Origin of the sequence: Planktothrix pseudagardhii (assembly GCF_904830925.1) — a bacterium.
GTDB lineage: Bacteria > Cyanobacteriota > Cyanobacteriia > Cyanobacteriales > Microcoleaceae > Planktothrix > Planktothrix tepida.
The window spans coordinates 187,119-204,620 of record NZ_LR882967.1 but is presented as its reverse complement, the minus strand read 5'-3'; the positions used below and the strand labels follow the sequence as shown (position 1 = coordinate 204,620).

Below are 17,502 nucleotides of genomic sequence, written 5' to 3'. Positions count from 1 at the left end.
ATCAAAATGTTAACAACTTAATGCTTTAAAATGATCAACCCCTCACTGCTTTTTGAGGGGTTTTTCAATAACGAATCATCGTTGAATGAATCGAATTAAGAGAATCAAGCATTTGATTGAGTTCAATCCCTAAAATTGTATAATCTTTTAAAATTTGACGGGTAGGGGTATAGTTTTGCTCTCGTGCAAACTCTTGTAGGCGAGTTGCTTGTAAGGCGTGTAAATGGTTTTGTATCGCTTGGATAGAAGGTTCAAAATTGGGTAAGGCTGGCGGTAAAGTTCCGGTTAAAATGGCATTAACTAATTGATCAAAAAATTGATTCACTTGTTCAACAAAAGTGGCTAATTCAGGATGGGGTTCAGTCCCTGTAAAATGTTCTAATTGTGCTAATAAAACACTGACAGAGCGGCTAAACCGATGCAAATAAATTAATAAGGTCATTTTCGGTTCGATTTCCGCAGTGGAGGTATTGGGATCACTACTTAACTGCTGTAATGCCGCTTGAGCATTAAAATAAGCTAAACGGGTTTTTTGTCGTTGTTTGGTTATTCGGTTTAAATCATCGGGTGCGGTTCCTAAATAAACTGATAAAACCGTATTAAAATAATCATTGGAGGCTGTAATTGCCTTAATTAATTTAGCGGATAGCTGTTCTTTTTCCTGGGATCTAAACAACACAAATGCACCGACAAATGCTAACGCAGCACCTACACAAGTCCAGAGAAAACGAACCATTGCTACTTGCCAATTTCCCCCATCTTTACTCATTTCTAATCCAATGGCAAAAATAGAAATAAAAAATACAGCTAAACCATAATGAAAGGGAACTAAAGAAAATCCCAAAATAATAGAACCCAAATTAATACTTTCTAAAATTAATGGATTGGGAATACTTATCCAAAGAATAGGCGTAATGATTGAGCCTAAAATTGTTCCAAACATTCGATGGAAAAATCGTTGAAACGTTCCACCAAAATTAGGTTGTAGGACGACTAAAATTGTGATTGTTAACCAATTTCCCTGGGGAAGTTCAGCTAGACTATAAATAGCAACCCCAATGGTTGTCATAATTCCTAACCGTAACCCATGACGAAAAAAGCTAGAATCTAAGGTAAAGTTATCTCGCAAGGGTTCTAACCCAGAAATAATTTTAAATGGGGATAAAGTTTCCGTTTCTGCGGATAATATTTTGGCTTTTTGGGGGTGATTAATCGATTGATTTTTTCTAATTTGAGTGAGGGTCTTAGCTGTACAATCTAATTGACGAATAATCGTTTCTAAGGTTGAAACAATTCGTTCTATAACTACTAAAGCCGGATAATCTTCAACCTGATTGCCAATCGTTTGTTGTTGTAGTTGTTTTTGTTGTGCGATCGCCATTACAATACGTTTTAAATTAGAACTATCAACAGAAACCGATTGATTCCATAAAAGTTTAATTAAATTTTGACAAAATAAAGCTATTTTCTCCAAAGCATCATCAACTAAAAGACCAACGGTGATAAATTGGGGATCATGTTGATGAAGTTGGACTAATTCAGTTAAGGTGACAATGGATGTAATTAAATGATCAGCATCCTGAACTAAAATAATAACCGCTTCCCCTAATGGCGTATTTCCTAACCTTAATTTACGGTTTAATGCCCAGGATTGACGCGCATTTTGTAAAGTTTCTCGAAGTTGACTCACCCGTTTTAATTCTTCTGTCGGAGAACAATTTTTACCCGGATTAATATAATCTGCAATAGCTTGATAACATTGACTAATAGATTTTTTTAAGGGGAGATAGGGATTTAACGGCCAAATTCCTAAACATAATATCATTGTCCATCCTCCCGCCATCAGACAAATTATCGCTCTTTCACTGGCAGTTTCCCAACCTCCAGCAGGTAAATATAAGGTTACTAAAGTAAATAACCCAATCACAATTCCCGACAAAACTCCAGGATGTCCAAATAAAGCAATATACCCGGCAAAAAATAAGCTAAAAAATGTTAATATTAATTTTAAAAATAGGATATTTGAAACTAAGGTTGCTAACGTAACTAATCCCGTAGAAATTATAATCGTAAATAGTAGAGAAATTGCCCGGGTTGAATAAAATCCCCCCGCATCACTCAGAAGAAAAAATAAGCTATCAATTCCGACCGCAAAACCGACATCAGGATGACCTGTTAATTGTCCAACGGCGAGGGAAACCGATAATGCAATAGTTAATCTTAATCCCCTTGCTAATTTAAGATTACCACTAGGTTTGAGAAGAAAACGAAATTGTTTGTCAGCCAGAATTTCAGTCATAAAAAAATGTTATAAAAATTGACTCATTAACGTACATTCCCAAACTAATCGCGGTTGAACATAATTTAATAAATATTTTCGAGCTTTTTCTAACTGTTTTAAAAATTGATCATCAATAATTCCCTTTTTTTGTTGGTTTTGCCAATCACAATGTTGTAAATAATCCACTAACCACAATTGTCCTTCACTATCCAAGGTTTGACTAATTTCTTTAGCCAACTCTAAAGCTGCTCTTAAATTAGAGGGGGGTTTTTTAACTTTATTTAAAAATTCTTCTGGAATAGTTTGTAATTGTTGCCAATGAGAAATCGCTTGTCCGGGACTTCCTTGCGCCATTGCTAAAATTTCAGGATGGGACAAAATATCGGTTAAGTTTTGTTGTTTTAAAACCTGCTTCATGCCTTCATCTGTTAACCGATAAAACGGGATTTTTGCACACCGAGATACTAATGTTGGTAATAACGAATCAATTCCCGGTGCAATTAAAACAATCGTTGCTTTCCCAGGTTCTTCTAACGTTTTTAATAATCCATTGGCGGCGGATTCTGCCATCGATTCTGCGTGTTCAACTACTACTATTAATCGAGATGCTTCTAAAGGAGGACGACTTAAAAATTGACTAATTTCTCGAATTTGTTCAATGCGAATTTGAGGTGGTGCTTTCCGTTTCACTCCCGCTTCTGCGGCTTCTTTTGCAGACAGACGTTTTCCCTGATGTAAATAAGTGGGTTCTACCCAAAGAATATCCGGGTGATTTCTTTGTTGAATTCGAGAACGAATTTGTTTTTCATCAAGTTTTTGATCAGGATTTTGACAAAATAAAAATTCAATAAAACAGTTCGCTGCTAACGTTCGACCAATACCATCCACCCCCGCAAATAAATAAGCGGGAGCAATACGATTTTGGGCTACTACTTGTGTTAACAACTCAATAGCAGGTTGTTGTTCAATTAACCGAGCAAAAAAAGTATTCATTTGGTATTAATTAAGCCCTGAATCCCCATTCTATTAATTTTTGACTTAAAATCCATTGAATTTTTTCGGTCACTTCGTCAACCTTTAGAGTTCCATCAATGGTTATAATGCGCTCTGGATAAGTTTCAGCTAATCGTTGAAATCCCTGCTTTACACGCTGATGAAATTCCAGAGTTGCTTGTTCCATACGATCCATTTTGCCTCTAGCGCGAGTTCTGGCAAGTCCTAGTTCCACATCCACATCTAACCATAACGTTAAATCACTCTCTAAACCTTGGGTGGCAATTTGATTTAATTGTTCAATTAAACTCAAATCTAAACCTCGACCATAGCCTTGATAAGCAATAGTTGAGTCTGTGTAGCGATCGCATAAAATAATCGTTCCCTGATATAATAACGGTTTAAGAAACCCCTCAACGTGTTGAGCGCGATCGGCAGCATACATCAACAATTCTGCCCGATCTTGAATCGGTTCTTCCCCCTGATATTCTAATAATAAACGTCTCAACTCTTGGCCTAAGACAGTTCCCCCCGGTTCGCGGGTCATGACCACAGGTGCATCCGTCACGGTTTGCAACCAAAGCTGAATCCTCTGCATTTGAGTTGTTTTTCCGCCCCCTTCAACCCCTTCAAAAACAATTAATTTTCCCCGCATCGGCTGACAGCCTCCCCCTGAAATCAATAATGATCGTCCGATATTTCAAACCTTCTCTAAATATGATAAGGTCTATTCCAGACCATGATGTTGAAATGGTTTAATCACTGAGGTTAAATTTACCCTCAATTTTTTAGACTCAAAATTGCCTGTTGCACCTCTGGAGTTCTCTATGGCCCGCTACACTGGATTTTTTATTGTTAATGTCGGGATTGAAGATCTACGACCGATGATGATTGATATCCTAGAATCTTGTAATCTGGAGATCACTTATCAAACCCCAAGCTCAATTATTGCACGGGAAGCTTTAGGGCAAGTCACCGTACAAGAATTAGTTATTGCTGAGGTGGTGTTTGATACGGCAACTTCGACGGTTAATGAAACCAAAATGACCGTTTATATTAAAAATGAAGCTTTAGCATTACAAAGTACCAATCATTGTCGCGGAATCTTTGAACAAGTGAGTCAATTAATTATTGATAACCGTCACTGGGTTTTGTTAGAAAGTATTGCCTTATAAGAAGAAGAGACGCGCCTTTGCACGTCTCTAAATTTTACTGAACTTTAAGCAAATACTTTCCTTTTCCTTTGCTATCATAGGCATTAACAATCACCCGATAGGTTCCTGTTTTCGGTAACGTAACTGTAATTTGAGAATTGGAATTATTTTGATTAATATCATCATGTTCTTGCAGTAATTGATTGTCTGGGGTATAAACCGCTAGATAAGTATCAAACTCAGAACTTTCTAAAGAAATCGTAACTTGTTGACCTTGTTGTCCTTCAAAGGTGTATTCATCATACAAACTTTTATCCGAAGGTAAAACCTTATCTCCTTCCTGCAATTCCCCTTGCTTATCTAACAATATTGGATTAGGAGTCGGTGTCGGAGGTGTTTCAGTAGGAGACGGTTGAGGAGTTGGGGTTGGGTTGGGTGCAGGTGTTTCTTCAACCTCCGGTACAGGACTCGGACTTACTGAAGGCTGGGGAGTCGGTGTTTCCTGAGCTAAAACGTTTTCAGGTATTAACCCTCTCCAGGGTTCAATTTTAGAAATATTCAGAACATTCAACAATGGTGTTTGAAGGAAAACCAATACACCCATTGTTGTTGTCCAAATTAACATTTTTTGCATAAAAAACCTCAGCGTAGCGGGGAACAGAACCAGATTTCACCTCAGCATTAGTCTATGTCAATCCCCCCTATTTGGGTGATGACTTGAGATAGAATCATGCAGGAGTTAACGAACCGTTAATAAATATTGACCTCGACCCGTTTTATCATAAGCATTGACAACTACACGATACCGACCCGTTGCAGGTAATGTAACTCGAATGGATGAGTTTTTCTCTGACCGACTCGCATCATCATTTTCAGCAATTAAGTTTCCCTGGGGGTCAAATAATGCTAAATAGGGATCAAAATCCCGACTTTCCAAACGAATCAAAATAGACTGACCTTGCTGTCCATCAAAGGTATATTCGTCATACAAACTGCCATCGGATGATAATACCGAGTCTTTATTTTCTAATTCTCCTTCTTGATTTAAAATCAGACCTTTTGTAGGATCATTGGGTGAAAATGCAGTTGCTTTCAACTTTAAACGATAAGAACCCGATTCTCCCGCTTCGTAGGAATTGACTAATAAAATATAAGTCCCATCCGTCGGTAAAGTGATACTAATTTTGGCATTTTTCTCTCCCCCACTATCATCATCTTGAGCTAATTCACTTCCATCTTCACTTAACAAAATTAAATAGGAATCAACCTCCTTACTATTCATTTCAATAGTGACTTGTTGACCCGCTTTTCCGGTAAAAGCATAAACATGATAAAAACTATTATCAACGGGTAAAACTTTATCTCCTTGTTTCAAGGTATCTGTAACTTCCGGGCCGTTTAATTCAATTTGTTTAGCATTTTGAGTTTCAAAAGCCGGAGTTTCTGGTGGAGCGGTGCGAGGTGCCCGTCCCTCTCGAACAGCTTGCAAAAATGGGGGGACTTTATCAACGGAAATCGCAAAACCAATGCCAATATTACCCCCCCCTTGACCCCGTGTAAAAATCGCTGTATTCACCCCAATTAATTCCCCAGCACTGTTGAGTAAGGGGCCACCCGAATTACCGGGGTTAATGGCGGCATCGGTTTGAATTAAATTCCGCTCTTTATCCAGGCGGCTAACAATTCCCACCGTTAAGGTGTTTTGGAATTGACCAAAGGGGTTACCAATAGCAAAGGCCCGTTGACCGACTTTCACTGAATTGGGACTCGCAATTGGAATAGTCGGTAAATTGCTCCCATTGCGAATTTTCACAACCGCTAAATCAAGTCCATCTTCTCCAAAAGCTATGACATCCGCTTCTAACTTACGGCCATCGGCTAAGGTAACGGTGACAGTTCCGCCACTAGAGACAACATGGGCATTCGTTAACACTAAACCATCGGGACTAATAATCGTTCCACTGCCATTGGTTTTTTCCGTATCGATGGAAACGACAGCCGGACTAGCCTTTTCATACACATGAATATTGGTTTCTTCTTCCGTTGCATCTTGAGCCAAAATAAGGCGGGAATCACCTGAATTGGAGATAAAATCGGCAGAGGGAACTGAGGATTGAGGTAAAATCGAAATTGTTTTTGATAAACTGGCGTTGGCAACCGGGACATAAATCAAGGCTCCAACAGAGAACAGTCCAAATGTTGCAAATCTCAAAAATAAGGAATTCATAGGTCTTTGTTTCTGGCTGGCTATCCCACCTTAAGTATACTGGGTTGAAAATGTATCTTGTTTCTCTAAGAGAAACCGGGGTTTCCATCTGTATCCGATGACCCGTTCATCTTTAGATGAACCCCATACCAACCATAACAGTCCCTTTAATCAATATTCAGCCTATTTAGAATTAAAACGCTCAATTTCCTGTTCAAATATTTCTTTAAAAATTTGAATGGCTTGAGGTTGAATAATTTGCGAGACTCGTTGCATCGATTCTACCAATAGTTCTGGCATGACAGTAATCGTTTTTTTACCCGTTGGGGTATTATAGAAATCAATCATGGCTTGCAAATCTTCTTCGGTAAAATATTTATCATAAAGGGGATAATAAACCGTTTCCATAATTTTATTAAAATCAAGTTGTTCCATTAATCGCTGATTATATTGGCTAACAATTCGATTCATATCTTGATTTATTGTCTTGATCATTTCTTCTTTCTTTGCTTCTGAAATTCCCGATGATTCAGGAATTATTGATTGTAAAATCCCATTAATTTCTTGTTGCATTTGTGCAGAGGTAATTTGGCTGACATTGCGAAACATTTGTTCACCGCCTGTCAGTTCAATTAATTCCTTGATGAGTTGACGTTTCTGCTCAGGAACCGATTGTTGAGATAATTGTAATTGGGGTTCGCGAACAGATTGCGCGTTGACGGGTGCAGGGACAACCACACCTAAAGATAAAACAGTTGCGAGTAATAAAAGTCGGTTGAAAAACACACTAAACCTCCTGATTTTTGAGAAAATATCGCTAAAAATGCGATCACTCAGTCAATTTCAATCTCTCTATGTTAGCAAAAATAATCAAAAATCTCCTGCATTCCGTGGAAGCCCACCGAAAGCAGTGATTGATATCATCAGGAGGAAGAATATATTTTAATAGGGACAAAGAGAACACTGTTCCACACAGGTTCCTGAATTATTAGTATGGATTCTCAGATCATATAACCGATCAACCGCTTCATTAATTAAATGCTTCGCCGTAGCATCTTCCGAGGCATCTTGCGCGGAATCAAGGAGATGAATAATATCAGTAATCTGTTGAAACGCTGCGGTTTTATCTTGATGTAATTGATAAGGACAGAATAGACAACGCATAATCACGCCTAACTCATAAATCTATCTTTGGAGAAAGAGTTGATTGATGTCATCTGTCCAGAGAAGTAAAAAACTGTAGTCAAGGCTTCAGAAGCAAGATGAGTCTGGAAAAGAGGTATAATATCTTACAGGATATACAGAATTTCTTAAGATTAACGATGACACCTTCACAACAATTTGATTATCAAAACATCCAACCGATTAGTCAACCCATTGAACCTAAGAAACAAGGCGCGATTCGAGAAATTCAGTTAACGTGAGTTCGATGGAGCGCGATCGCCACAAAACCAGCGATTGTTATGCAGAGTTGCCGAAAATCTTGATTTTTCGTGATTTGAGCGTAAGTAATGACAAAATTTGGATCTCATCTGCTAATTTGTCCTGATAGCATCTAGTCATTTAGAAAAGAAAGGGTAGATGCACCTGGATTGATAATTCCCGACCAATTTGGGTCGTTGTTTTTTATTGGCTACAGAATTCCCCGTCAGATCGAGAAACTTTCTACAATTCAACTTATCATTTTTGGATTTGAAAAGTAGTAACAAATTTTCCGAAATGGCAGTTGAATAAAGAGTAGCTTATATTAAGGAACTGCACAAAAGGAGATCCAAGATCATGATTAACTTGAAAAATTTCAAAACTCTCTTTGGAAGTGTGGTGAATTCTGACAAGGGGAATGCGTCACAAAGTACCCAAACCGGATTAAATATTATTATCAGCAGTGCTCTAGTTTTAGCATTAGGAGGAGCGTGGGGATTAGGTCTTCGCATTAAGCTCAATCCTCAAGGGATACAAATTGGGGGTGATATTCAGCCCCAACAAACACAACTTACCAAGTAGAACCTATATCTGGCTTTGTAAAGATTCATGCTAAAAAACTCTGAGGGAACTAAAGAGTTTTTTCTGTGGTTAACTTTTTATCTACCAAGCACTAATAAAACTATGTCACAACAAAATCTTAGTCAGACTATCTTTAATGCTGGTCAGAGTATCCTCAATGCTGGACATGATGCTATTCAGTATATTATCAAAATCAACCTTGTATCTGGAAATGCTGTTTTGGTTTTAGGCGTGTTAATGGGGGGAGGTATGATAATCAATAAGATTAACGTCCAACCTATCCCCGGATCACCAATAGTAACAACCAGTCCCAGCACACCATCCATTGCTCCCATGCCAGAGCCTGAGACAGCACAACCCAGTCCCGCCACACCGGATATTAGCGACCAAGCCAGAAACACTCAACCCATCATTAATAATTTAGATAAAGCGTCGCAAACGGCTCCTTTAGTTACACCAATAACGGTTAGAAATACTTCTACCCAGATAGGAACTTCGGAATGGAATTGGACGGCTTATGTAGAGTCTGATTCACAAACGCTATCACAGATTGACTGCGTTGAATATACCTTACACCCAACCTTCCCTAACCCAATACGTCAAGTATGCACAAGTCAAAATAATTTTGCTTTGAGTGCAAGAGGCTGGGGTGCTTTTTACATAAAAGTTAGGGTGTTCCTTAAAGATGGAACAGTCAGAGATTTGTCACCTTATTTACTACAGGGAGTCGGAGTTTAGAAATTTAACGTGACGTGAGTTCGACAGAGTGCGATCGCCTCTTAAAAGTAGAGTAGAAAAGCACTCGTCTCTCAACAGCACAGTAGAAAAGCGATTAGTAGCCGTCATAAAAATCACAGTTTGAGCAGAATACTCAAATACCAAGTATAATATAAGGCTGGTTGTGTAATCTTTAGATAGAATTTTATTAGAATGGCAACTCAGCCAACGATTGCGATCTCTCACCTTGGTTGCGAAAAAAATCGCATTGACTCCGAACATATCCTCGGTTTACTGGTACAAGCAGGCTATCAAGTCGATTCTAACGAAGAATTAGCCGATTACGTTATTGTCAATACCTGTAGTTTTATTGAAGCCGCGCGGGAAGAATCCGTTCGCACCTTAGTAGAATTAGCAGATGCCAAGAAAAAAATTGTGATCACAGGCTGTATGGCGCAGCACTTCCAAGAACAACTGTTAGACGAACTCCCGGAAGCTGTCGCTGTTGTGGGAACTGGAGATTATCATAAAATTGTCGATGTGATCAAACGGGTCGAACAGGGAGAACGGGTTAAAGAAATTTCGGCCGAACCCACCTATATTGCGGATGAAACCGTTCCTCGTTATCGTACCACTAGCGAGGGGGTTGCCTATTTGCGAGTCGCAGAAGGCTGTGACTATCGCTGTGCCTTTTGTATTATTCCCCACTTGCGCGGAAACCAGCGATCGCGTACTATAGAATCAATTGTTACTGAAGCCCAGCAATTAGCCGATCAAGGGGTTCAGGAAATAATACTCATTTCCCAAATTACCACCAACTACGGACTGGATCTCTACGGTGAACCCAAACTGGCAGAATTATTACGGGCATTAGGAAAAGTTGATATTCCCTGGATACGGATGCACTATGCCTATCCAACGGGGCTAACCCCAAACGTAATTGCAGCAATTCAAGACACCCCGAACGTTTTACCTTATTTAGATTTACCGCTACAACATTCACACCCCGATGTGTTACGGGCGATGAACCGTCCTTGGCAAGGACGAGTCAACGATCAGATTATTGAAAAACTGAAAACCGCCATCCCAGATGCGGTACTGCGTACCACCTTTATTGTTGGCTTTCCAGGGGAAACTGAGGAACACTTTGAACACCTCCGCGAATTTGTGCAACGTCACGAATTTGATCACGTGGGCGTGTTTACCTTCTCTCCCGAAGAAGGAACCCCGGCTTATCAGTTACCCAATCAACTGCCACAAGAGGTTATGGATGCGCGTCGGGATGCCTTAATGCAGGTACAGCAACCCATTTCCTTGAAACAAAATCAAAAATCTATCGGACAGGTGGTGGATGTTCTCATTGAACAACAACAGCCGCAAACCGGGGAACTCATCGGTCGTTCATCCCGTTTCGCCCCGGAAGTAGACGGGTTAGTCTATATTGAAGGCGAGGCTCGTTTAGGTTCACTGATCAAAGTCCAAATCACCGACGCCGATATTTATGATCTCTATGGGTACGTCTTAGAATAGGTTGTCAATTGAGGGTTAACCCTCAACCGTCAGCCAATTTAAAGAAAACGCGGCAAATTTTAAGAAATTTGTTGTAATGTTTCTGAATATTAAGCGTTATCCTAGAGAGAGATGGTCTATTAAAGGGTCTGATTGACTAGACAACCCCAAAGGTTGTGACTAAGAGTGACTTCAGGAACTTTGAAGACCTTGGAATGTAATTAGGTTCCAAGATGCCCCTGAGACAACGTAACTCGACTTCTGTAGAGAGCTACGTCAAGCGTTATAGCAAAACCAATAAACCTCTGCATCAGAGTACAAGTGTCTCGATTGAATAGGGCAATGGAAGGAACCGGGCTAAAACACATAGACAGGAGAATTAATGAGTCCATCTTTTGCAAGCTTAGGAATTTCCGAAGAACGAGCGAGTTATCTGGAAACAATAGGCTTTACTGAACCAACCGCCATTCAAGTCGAAGCAATTCCCCATATATTGTCTGGACGTGATGTGGTGGGACTGGCTCAAACCGGGACGGGCAAAACAGCCGCCTTCTCATTGCCCATTCTGGAGCAACTAGACACAAGTGCGAAAGGCGTACAAGCGTTAATCCTGACCCCAACTCGTGAGTTGGCCATGCAAGTTAAAGAAGCGATTCGGAAAATGACCGATGATCGCAGCTTGTATGTGTTAACCGTATACGGCGGTCAGTCCATTGAGCGACAAATTCAACGCTTACAACAAGGCGTTCAAATTGTGGTGGGGACACCGGGACGGATTTTAGATTTACTCAATCGCGGCGATCTAAAATTAAACCGGATTAAGTGGTTAGTGTTGGATGAAGCCGATGAAATGTTAAGCATGGGCTTTATTCAAGATGTGGAAAAAATTCTTGAATCTGTAGCGGAAGAACGTCAAACGGCGTTTTTCTCTGCGACGATGGAGCCTTCGATTTGGAAACTGGTGAAGAAATTCCTGAAAAATCCAGTCACCATTAAAGCCGAAAATCCCAAAGCCACTCCCAAACGCATTGAACAGCGTGCTTATATGGCCCCGCGTGGCTGGTCAAAAGCCCGGGCGTTGCAACCGATTTTAGAATTAGAAGATCCAGAATCGGCGATTATTTTTGTCCGCACAAAACAAGCCGCTGCGGAATTAACCACATTCCTGCAATCGGCGGGTCATAGTGTGGATGAATATCATGGCAACTTGAACCAAGCCCAACGGGAACGACTGCTGCAACGCTTCCGCCGTCGTCAAGTGCGGTGGATTGTGGCTACCGACATTGCAGCACGAGGATTAGATGTGGATCATCTTACCCACGTCATTAACTACGATTTACCCGATAACGCGGAAAGTTATGTTCACCGCATTGGTCGGACAGGTCGCGCCGGACGGGATGGGATTGCGATTACGCTGATTCAACCGATTGATCGCCGGAAACTGCGGTTAATCGAGCGTCATTTGCGCCATAACTTTACGGTGTTATCCATTCCTAAGCGCTCGCAAATTGAAGCCCGTTATATTGAACGTCTGCAAGGACGGGTGCGGGAAGCGTTATCCGGTGAACGGGTGGCATCTTTCTTGCCGATTGTGGCGCAATTGGGTGAGGAATACGATCCTCATGCGATCGCCGCCGCCGCCTTACAACTGGCCTACGATCAAACTCGTCCCAGTTGGCTAGATTCTGACTTTGATGCTCCGGAGGAAGAAGCTCAATTAGTGACTTCTAAACCTAAATTAAACCGTCGGATTTCTCGTCCCTCGGTGTCTCAAGGCGTTGAATAACATTCATCGTTAACGGCTCAAAGTCGATTAAAGCAGATTCAGAGACGCGATTTATCGTGTCTCTCAATTTTTTTTGTTAGAGCCGTTGCTATAAAGCTACGCATGACAGTTAGGACAGGCCTCAATCCAGCAAACCCTCTCACCGCTTACAGTCAATCGCTGTTCCCTGTTCCCTGTTCCCTGTTCCCTATTCCCTGCTATATTTTCCAAGAGCAATGCAGACTAATTCTCAGGACTCTAATTTTAACTCGGTCAGACAATGGGCAAATATAACAGCAATTTTAGCCGCATTCGGAATTAATGTATTAGCGAATATAGCTCCTTTTAATGGGTTAACAATTGGAGAAATTTCTAATACTATTTTTAGGAATGTTAAAATTATTCCGGCTAATTATGCCTTTGCAATTTGGGGTTTAATTTATGTAGGATTATTTGCGTTTGCGGGTTATCAAGGATTACCTCAAAACCGTGAAAATCCTCGATTACAAAAATTGGGTTTTTCCATTGTTTTAGCTTGTATTGCCCAGATTATCTGGGTATTTTTATTTCAATATCAAATGTTTTTTCTGTCCCTAGGGGCAATGTTGGCTATTTTAAATTCCTTAATTGTGGGATATTTACGGTTAAATATTGGGAAAGTTAGAGTTGCCAAAAAGGAACGCTGGTGTGTCGATATTCCCATTAGTATTTATTTCGGTTGGATTACTGTTGCCACGATTGTTAATGTCGCTTTAGTTTTAGAAACTTGGCAATGGACAGGGGGAGGAATTTCACCCGAACTCTGGACAGCAATTTTATTAGTCATTGCGGGAACATTAGCCGCTATTTTAATCATTAGACATCTCCGAAAATCTCCAAATGCCCTCTATCGCTACTTTTGGAATCTCTAGCACTCCTGTGCCGGCTTCTCCAAAAGTAACGGATTCATAGGCTTTTTCAGTCACATTAATAATAACTAATGAATTTTATCTCTGATATGCAATCATTTCTCAAAAGAATTCTGGGCAATTCTTAGATGGTAATACAATCGCTCCTATTCGCCATCTTATTAATCCACATACTGTCAAGATTATTGCTTCATAATTTTGCCTCTTTAACCGAAATCTTTCTGAAGCAACTCGATAAATTTTTATCAGTCTTATTAAATGTTCGACTACAATCCTTTGTTTAGCTTTTAATCGATTTTCTTCTTGCTTTTCAGCCGATATCTCTTGATTCCTCGGTTTCTTATGTGGTGTATTAATTGCTGTTTCTCCTACATAAGCTTTATCCCCTCTGTATTTTTGATTATTCCCCAATTCCTGGCTTCTTTCTCTCCACAATTTCAGATCACTTGTTGCTCCGGTATAACCCACAGCTACATCCACTATTTCTTTTCCATTTGGCATGACAATGACTTGATTTTTAAAGGTATGTGTCTTTTTCTTTCCTGAGTAATATTTTTTCTGCTCTTCATTGTCTGTTGGTCTTTCCCTGGGCTGTTCATAGCTATCTACTACTAACTCAAATTCCACCAGAATTTTTTCTACCCACTCCCAATCACTCTCGTTTTTTTTTACTTGCTCTAGCAAACTCGCTGGTAGTAATTCTCTCAAGATTTTTATCCAGTTATGGAAAATATCATTCGCTGTTGATTCACTGACTTCAAACTGTAACCCTAACATTTGAAATGTGGGCATTTGATGCAGATAAATTAGAGTCAGTAAGATTTGTTCCTCCACAGATAATTTCTGCCGACGACCCCCACCTGCTTTAATCAACCTGATTTTAGTTTTTTCTTTTTCCTGTCGTTTTTCTTCTTCTAATAACTCCGCAGCTTGAATGAGTTCTATCATCTGTTCATATTCCATCCCTAATAGCCTTTTTGCTTGCTGGGGATTCTTGTCCAGATAGTCTCTTAATTTACTCATCTCTAATCCGGGGTAAAATTTAATTTTATCATCTTTTTACCCCTCCTTTTTTCTATTTTGGAGATGTCTATTGAACGGGATGAAATAGCTTATCCCTTTGTAATTATGTGGGCACTTTGTGCGATCGCAGTTCGCCAAGCGACGCAACCCATGATTTTAGTCACAGCCATCGCCGTATCCTTATCATTAGGATTATTTGGATTAAGTTTAACCCTTCTGCGTCATCGGAAATCAGTAATTAGTAATTAGTCATGAAGTGGACAGTTGATTAGCACTTCACTCTTACACTGATAACTGATAACTGATTTTGCATCAACCCAAACCCGAAATGTGTCAAACTATAAAAGATGGGTTGGAGAACTCGGACTTGGTTAAACAGACAAAGCTATTCACGCAACAGTATCAACGGTTTGATGCTGAGGCTATCTCTGATAAGCGTCTTGATTTTTTGGCGTGGGTATCTCGCAGCAGCGTTATCCTGACTTTAGTATTACTGTCGGCGGGAGTTAGCGTTGCTCAGTCTAAACCGCCAAAGTCTCCAGAACCGAAACCCACAACTCCGACCGAAACCCTGTCCCCCAAGGATCGCAAGGAACTCGAACAACTGCGAGAACAGCAACGTTTACAAGAACAGGTTCAAGCAGAAGCTCAACGAGCCTTTAAACAGACTATGACGCTGTTTAATTTGTTATTAGCGCTGTTAGGGGTATTATTAGCAGCAACGTTGGTGGGGTTATGGTTATTGCGACGGTCTGTTGTCCGAGAAGTCACCATTATTGTTAAAAATCATCTCAATGAATTAGGGGATTTAGAAGGAAAAATAGCAGCCGCAAATCGACAAATGCAAGCGGTGATTCAGGAAACGGATCGAATTGCTCAAGATCTACATTTAGAAGCTGATAATTTCCAGAATGAATTAGGAGACCATCGCAGTCAGATCGGGGAATGGTTAACAGAATTAACCCAGGTTCGTCAACAAGCGATCCAAGAGTTTCAACAGGAAGCGCAAGAAGCGGAACAGGAAATTCATCGCTTAGAAATTGAATTTTCTAAACAATTAGCAGAGTTACAAAATCGAGCCAGTAATCAACAGGATGTAATCTTACAAAATTTAGATAAACTGGGAACAAATTACGGTAATCATTTGGCAGGATTACAAAAAGATGCGGATCAACAACAGAATACAGTTTTAGAGCATTTTAAACAATCAGAAGCGGCTTTAACCACACAATTATCGGAGTTACAACATCAAGTTCAAAACCAACGCGATCGCTTATTCCAAACCTTAGAACAAGTTAGTGCAGACTTTAAAAAGACGGTATCGAGTTGGCAAACGGATGTTCAAGGACAAAAAAATACCGTTGGCAAGAATTTACAACAAATTGAAGCCGAATTAGTTCAAGAGTTATCCCAACTGCAAAAACAAGCCGAAACCCAAAAAGATCGGGTATTTGCTCGTTTAGAACGATATGAAACGGATTTCGCACCCCAATTAGAAGAAGTTCGGATTAAATCTGAACAAAAAGCTCAGGAACAAATTGATTTAGCTTTGAGAAATTTAGAGAAATTTGGCAATGATGCCGTTACGAAACTCTCTGATTCTCAAGGAAAAATTCAGGGACAAATGGAGCAGAAACTCCAACGCATTCAACAGTTAGAACAACAAGCGGAAACTCAACTCGCCACCTATCAACAACAAGTCCAAAGCCAAGTAGATGAAAAGTTACAACGATTACAACAATTAGAAGCAGATTATGCTGCGATTATTGCCGATAGTCAGACAGGATGGAAAACCCAAAAAGAACGTATTGTCCAACGGTTAGAGAAGTTTGATCAAGATGTGAATGGGGTGATTGAACAGTTAAGAGAAGATTTGCAAACCCGCAAGGATTCTACCTTTAAGAAATTAGATAAATTTGACACGATGTTAACCGAACAGTTAACAGAAGTTCAAGCGGATGCTAATACTCAAAAAGCGGGAATTTACCAAGAATTAGTCGCCATGCAGTCGGAAGCCTTAACAAGAAAAGATGAAATTCTCAAGGAATTAGCCGCAATTTCTCCGACGAATTTAGTCGAATCGGCGGTATCAGAAATGATGCAAAAAATTGAAACGATTACGGAGCAATTAGATCGGTTAAAATCCAACAAACCAGAGTTGTTTTTAAATGTTGAAGATTTTGTTCAGCAGGGAAATGTTTTATTTGCAGAAGGACGTTATGAAGAAGCTTTAGGCGCGTTTCATCAAGTCGTAGAATTGCAACCTACTGATTATCGAGCTTGGCTAAATCGAGGTATGGCTTTAAGTCGATTAAAACGGCAAAATGAAGCGATCACATCCTATAAAAAAGCCTTAGAAATTAAACCCGATTATCATCAAGCTTGGGTGGATTTAGGGGTAACTTATGGTAAATTACAAAAACATCAAGAAGCCTTTGAAGCTTTTGATCAAGCGGTGAAAACTAAACCCGAAGATGGGGTGGCGTGGTTAAATCGGGGGATGGCGTTACAAGCCATTGAACGCTATGCTGATGCGGTGACATCTTTTGATCAAGCGATTGAATTTGATCCTGATAATTCTAAAGCCTGGAATTATCGAGGGTATGTTTTAATTAAGTTAAAACGGGGGAAAGAAGCGTTAGAAAGTTTAGATCGAGCCTTAGAATTAAAGCCTGATTATGCCGATGCTTACTATAATAAAGCCATTAGTTATGCTCAACAACGTCAAACGGAATTAGCCGTTGAACATTTAGAACAGGCGATTGATTTTAATCCCCGGTATCGAGAAGAAGCTAAAACCGACCCGGATTTATATGGGATTGTGAAGTTTTTGCGTCCGAAAGCTAAACTTCAATCTTGAAGGGAACAGGGAACAGGGAACAGGGAACAGTAAGTTATGACCCTTGTTACAAGGTTTAGTATTGCCAAACACCTTATTTAAC

The 17,502-nt window shown here is 39.9% G+C and carries 16 protein-coding genes; 8 read left to right on the top strand and 8 right to left on the bottom strand.

What is annotated here, in order from left to right; translation table 11 throughout:
* Window positions 1–64 precede the first annotated feature (64 nt).
* The 3 genes from NMK36_RS00790 to tmk are packed head-to-tail and all read right to left on the bottom strand — an operon-like array spanning window position 65 to window position 3,929.
* A complete protein-coding gene (locus tag NMK36_RS00790) occupies window positions 65–2,299 on the bottom strand; it encodes an FUSC family protein (protein WP_072718943.1) in 2,235 nt (744 codons plus the stop codon).
* Between the two features lie 9 nt (window positions 2,300–2,308).
* Window positions 2,309–3,274 carry a DNA polymerase III subunit delta' gene (locus NMK36_RS00785; protein WP_072718942.1) on the bottom strand — a complete coding sequence of 322 codons (966 nt, stop codon included), beginning with the start codon at window positions 3,272–3,274 and terminating at the stop codon, window positions 2,309–2,311.
* A gap of 10 nt (window positions 3,275–3,284) precedes the next feature.
* Window positions 3,285–3,929: a dTMP kinase gene (tmk, locus tag NMK36_RS00780; protein WP_072718941.1), complete on the bottom strand. Its 645-nt coding sequence runs from the start codon at window positions 3,927–3,929 to the stop codon at window positions 3,285–3,287.
* A 172-nt stretch (window positions 3,930–4,101) separates the two neighbouring features.
* Here tmk and NMK36_RS00775 point away from each other — a divergent pair, with 172 nt between their 5' ends.
* Window positions 4,102–4,449, top strand: coding sequence for a hypothetical protein (locus NMK36_RS00775; RefSeq protein ID WP_072718940.1), 348 nt, complete (start codon window positions 4,102–4,104; stop codon window positions 4,447–4,449).
* 34 nt (window positions 4,450–4,483) lie between these two features.
* Here NMK36_RS00775 and NMK36_RS00770 read toward each other — a convergent pair whose 3' ends face one another.
* The 4 genes from NMK36_RS00770 to NMK36_RS00755 form a co-directional block, all read right to left on the bottom strand.
* Window positions 4,484–5,062, bottom strand: coding sequence for a PPC domain-containing protein (locus NMK36_RS00770; RefSeq protein ID WP_083579977.1), 579 nt, complete (start codon window positions 5,060–5,062; stop codon window positions 4,484–4,486).
* Between the two features lie 105 nt (window positions 5,063–5,167).
* Window positions 5,168–6,655 (bottom strand): DVUA0089 family protein, encoded by a 1,488-nt coding sequence (locus tag NMK36_RS00765; RefSeq protein WP_072718939.1) that lies wholly within the window; start codon window positions 6,653–6,655, stop codon window positions 5,168–5,170.
* Window positions 6,656–6,817: 162 nt separating this feature from the next.
* The gene (locus NMK36_RS00760; protein ID WP_254172777.1) at window positions 6,818–7,420 is read right to left on the bottom strand and encodes a DUF2059 domain-containing protein; all 603 of its coding nucleotides are present in this window, start codon (window positions 7,418–7,420) and stop codon (window positions 6,818–6,820) included.
* Window positions 7,421–7,576: 156 nt separating this feature from the next.
* Window positions 7,577–7,798 (bottom strand): hypothetical protein, encoded by a 222-nt coding sequence (locus NMK36_RS00755; protein WP_254172776.1) that lies wholly within the window; start codon window positions 7,796–7,798, stop codon window positions 7,577–7,579.
* 615 nt (window positions 7,799–8,413) lie between these two features.
* Between NMK36_RS00755 and NMK36_RS00750 the strand changes: the two genes are divergently transcribed.
* From NMK36_RS00750 to NMK36_RS00730, 5 genes are all read left to right on the top strand, one after another.
* Window positions 8,414–8,638, top strand: coding sequence for a hypothetical protein (locus NMK36_RS00750; RefSeq protein WP_254172775.1), 225 nt, complete (start codon window positions 8,414–8,416; stop codon window positions 8,636–8,638).
* 102 nt (window positions 8,639–8,740) lie between these two features.
* Complete coding sequence (locus tag NMK36_RS00745) at window positions 8,741–9,376, top strand: pYEATS domain-containing protein (protein ID WP_254172774.1); 636 nt, start codon at window positions 8,741–8,743, stop codon at window positions 9,374–9,376.
* 192 nt (window positions 9,377–9,568) lie between these two features.
* Window positions 9,569–10,885 carry a 30S ribosomal protein S12 methylthiotransferase RimO gene (gene rimO, locus NMK36_RS00740; protein WP_254172773.1) on the top strand — a complete coding sequence of 439 codons (1,317 nt, stop codon included), beginning with the start codon at window positions 9,569–9,571 and terminating at the stop codon, window positions 10,883–10,885.
* A 361-nt stretch (window positions 10,886–11,246) separates the two neighbouring features.
* Entirely contained in the window at window positions 11,247–12,650 is a 1,404-nt protein-coding gene (locus NMK36_RS00735) for a DEAD/DEAH box helicase (RefSeq protein WP_072718935.1), read from the top strand.
* Window positions 12,651–12,865: 215 nt separating this feature from the next.
* Complete coding sequence (locus NMK36_RS00730; RefSeq protein ID WP_254172772.1) at window positions 12,866–13,540, top strand: tryptophan-rich sensory protein; 675 nt, start codon at window positions 12,866–12,868, stop codon at window positions 13,538–13,540.
* Between the two features lie 99 nt (window positions 13,541–13,639).
* Here the strand turns inward: NMK36_RS00730 and NMK36_RS00725 are convergent, their stop codons facing one another.
* Window positions 13,640–14,560, bottom strand: a complete 921-nt coding sequence (locus NMK36_RS00725) for a transposase (protein WP_254172698.1) — start codon at window positions 14,558–14,560, stop codon at window positions 13,640–13,642.
* Window positions 14,561–14,623: 63 nt separating this feature from the next.
* Between NMK36_RS00725 and NMK36_RS00720 the strand changes: the two genes are divergently transcribed.
* Window positions 14,624–14,809 carry a hypothetical protein gene (locus tag NMK36_RS00720; protein ID WP_254172771.1) on the top strand — a complete coding sequence of 62 codons (186 nt, stop codon included), beginning with the start codon at window positions 14,624–14,626 and terminating at the stop codon, window positions 14,807–14,809.
* 118 nt (window positions 14,810–14,927) lie between these two features.
* Entirely contained in the window at window positions 14,928–17,420 is a 2,493-nt protein-coding gene (locus NMK36_RS00715) for a tetratricopeptide repeat protein (RefSeq protein WP_254172770.1), read from the top strand.
* Window positions 17,421–17,502: the final 82 nt, after the last annotated feature.

Coding starts and splice junctions, on each gene's coding strand:
- NMK36_RS00745 (WP_254172774.1), top strand. CDS start 8,741: ATGTCACAACAAAATCTTAGTCAGACTATCTTTAATGCTGGTCAGAGT.
- NMK36_RS00790 (WP_072718943.1), bottom strand. CDS start 2,299: ATGACTGAAATTCTGGCTGACAAACAATTTCGTTTTCTTCTCAAACCT.
- NMK36_RS00755 (WP_254172776.1), bottom strand. CDS start 7,798: ATGCGTTGTCTATTCTGTCCTTATCAATTACATCAAGATAAAACCGCA.
- NMK36_RS00765 (WP_072718939.1), bottom strand. CDS start 6,655: ATGAATTCCTTATTTTTGAGATTTGCAACATTTGGACTGTTCTCTGTT.
- NMK36_RS00785 (WP_072718942.1), bottom strand. CDS start 3,274: ATGAATACTTTTTTTGCTCGGTTAATTGAACAACAACCTGCTATTGAG.
- NMK36_RS00725 (WP_254172698.1), bottom strand. CDS start 14,560: ATGAGTAAATTAAGAGACTATCTGGACAAGAATCCCCAGCAAGCAAAA.
- NMK36_RS00730 (WP_254172772.1), top strand. CDS start 12,866: ATGCAGACTAATTCTCAGGACTCTAATTTTAACTCGGTCAGACAATGG.
- NMK36_RS00735 (WP_072718935.1), top strand. CDS start 11,247: ATGAGTCCATCTTTTGCAAGCTTAGGAATTTCCGAAGAACGAGCGAGT.
- tmk (WP_072718941.1), bottom strand. CDS start 3,929: ATGCGGGGAAAATTAATTGTTTTTGAAGGGGTTGAAGGGGGCGGAAAA.
- NMK36_RS00720 (WP_254172771.1), top strand. CDS start 14,624: ATGTCTATTGAACGGGATGAAATAGCTTATCCCTTTGTAATTATGTGG.
- NMK36_RS00775 (WP_072718940.1), top strand. CDS start 4,102: ATGGCCCGCTACACTGGATTTTTTATTGTTAATGTCGGGATTGAAGAT.
- rimO (WP_254172773.1), top strand. CDS start 9,569: ATGGCAACTCAGCCAACGATTGCGATCTCTCACCTTGGTTGCGAAAAA.
- NMK36_RS00770 (WP_083579977.1), bottom strand. CDS start 5,062: ATGCAAAAAATGTTAATTTGGACAACAACAATGGGTGTATTGGTTTTC.
- NMK36_RS00750 (WP_254172775.1), top strand. CDS start 8,414: ATGATTAACTTGAAAAATTTCAAAACTCTCTTTGGAAGTGTGGTGAAT.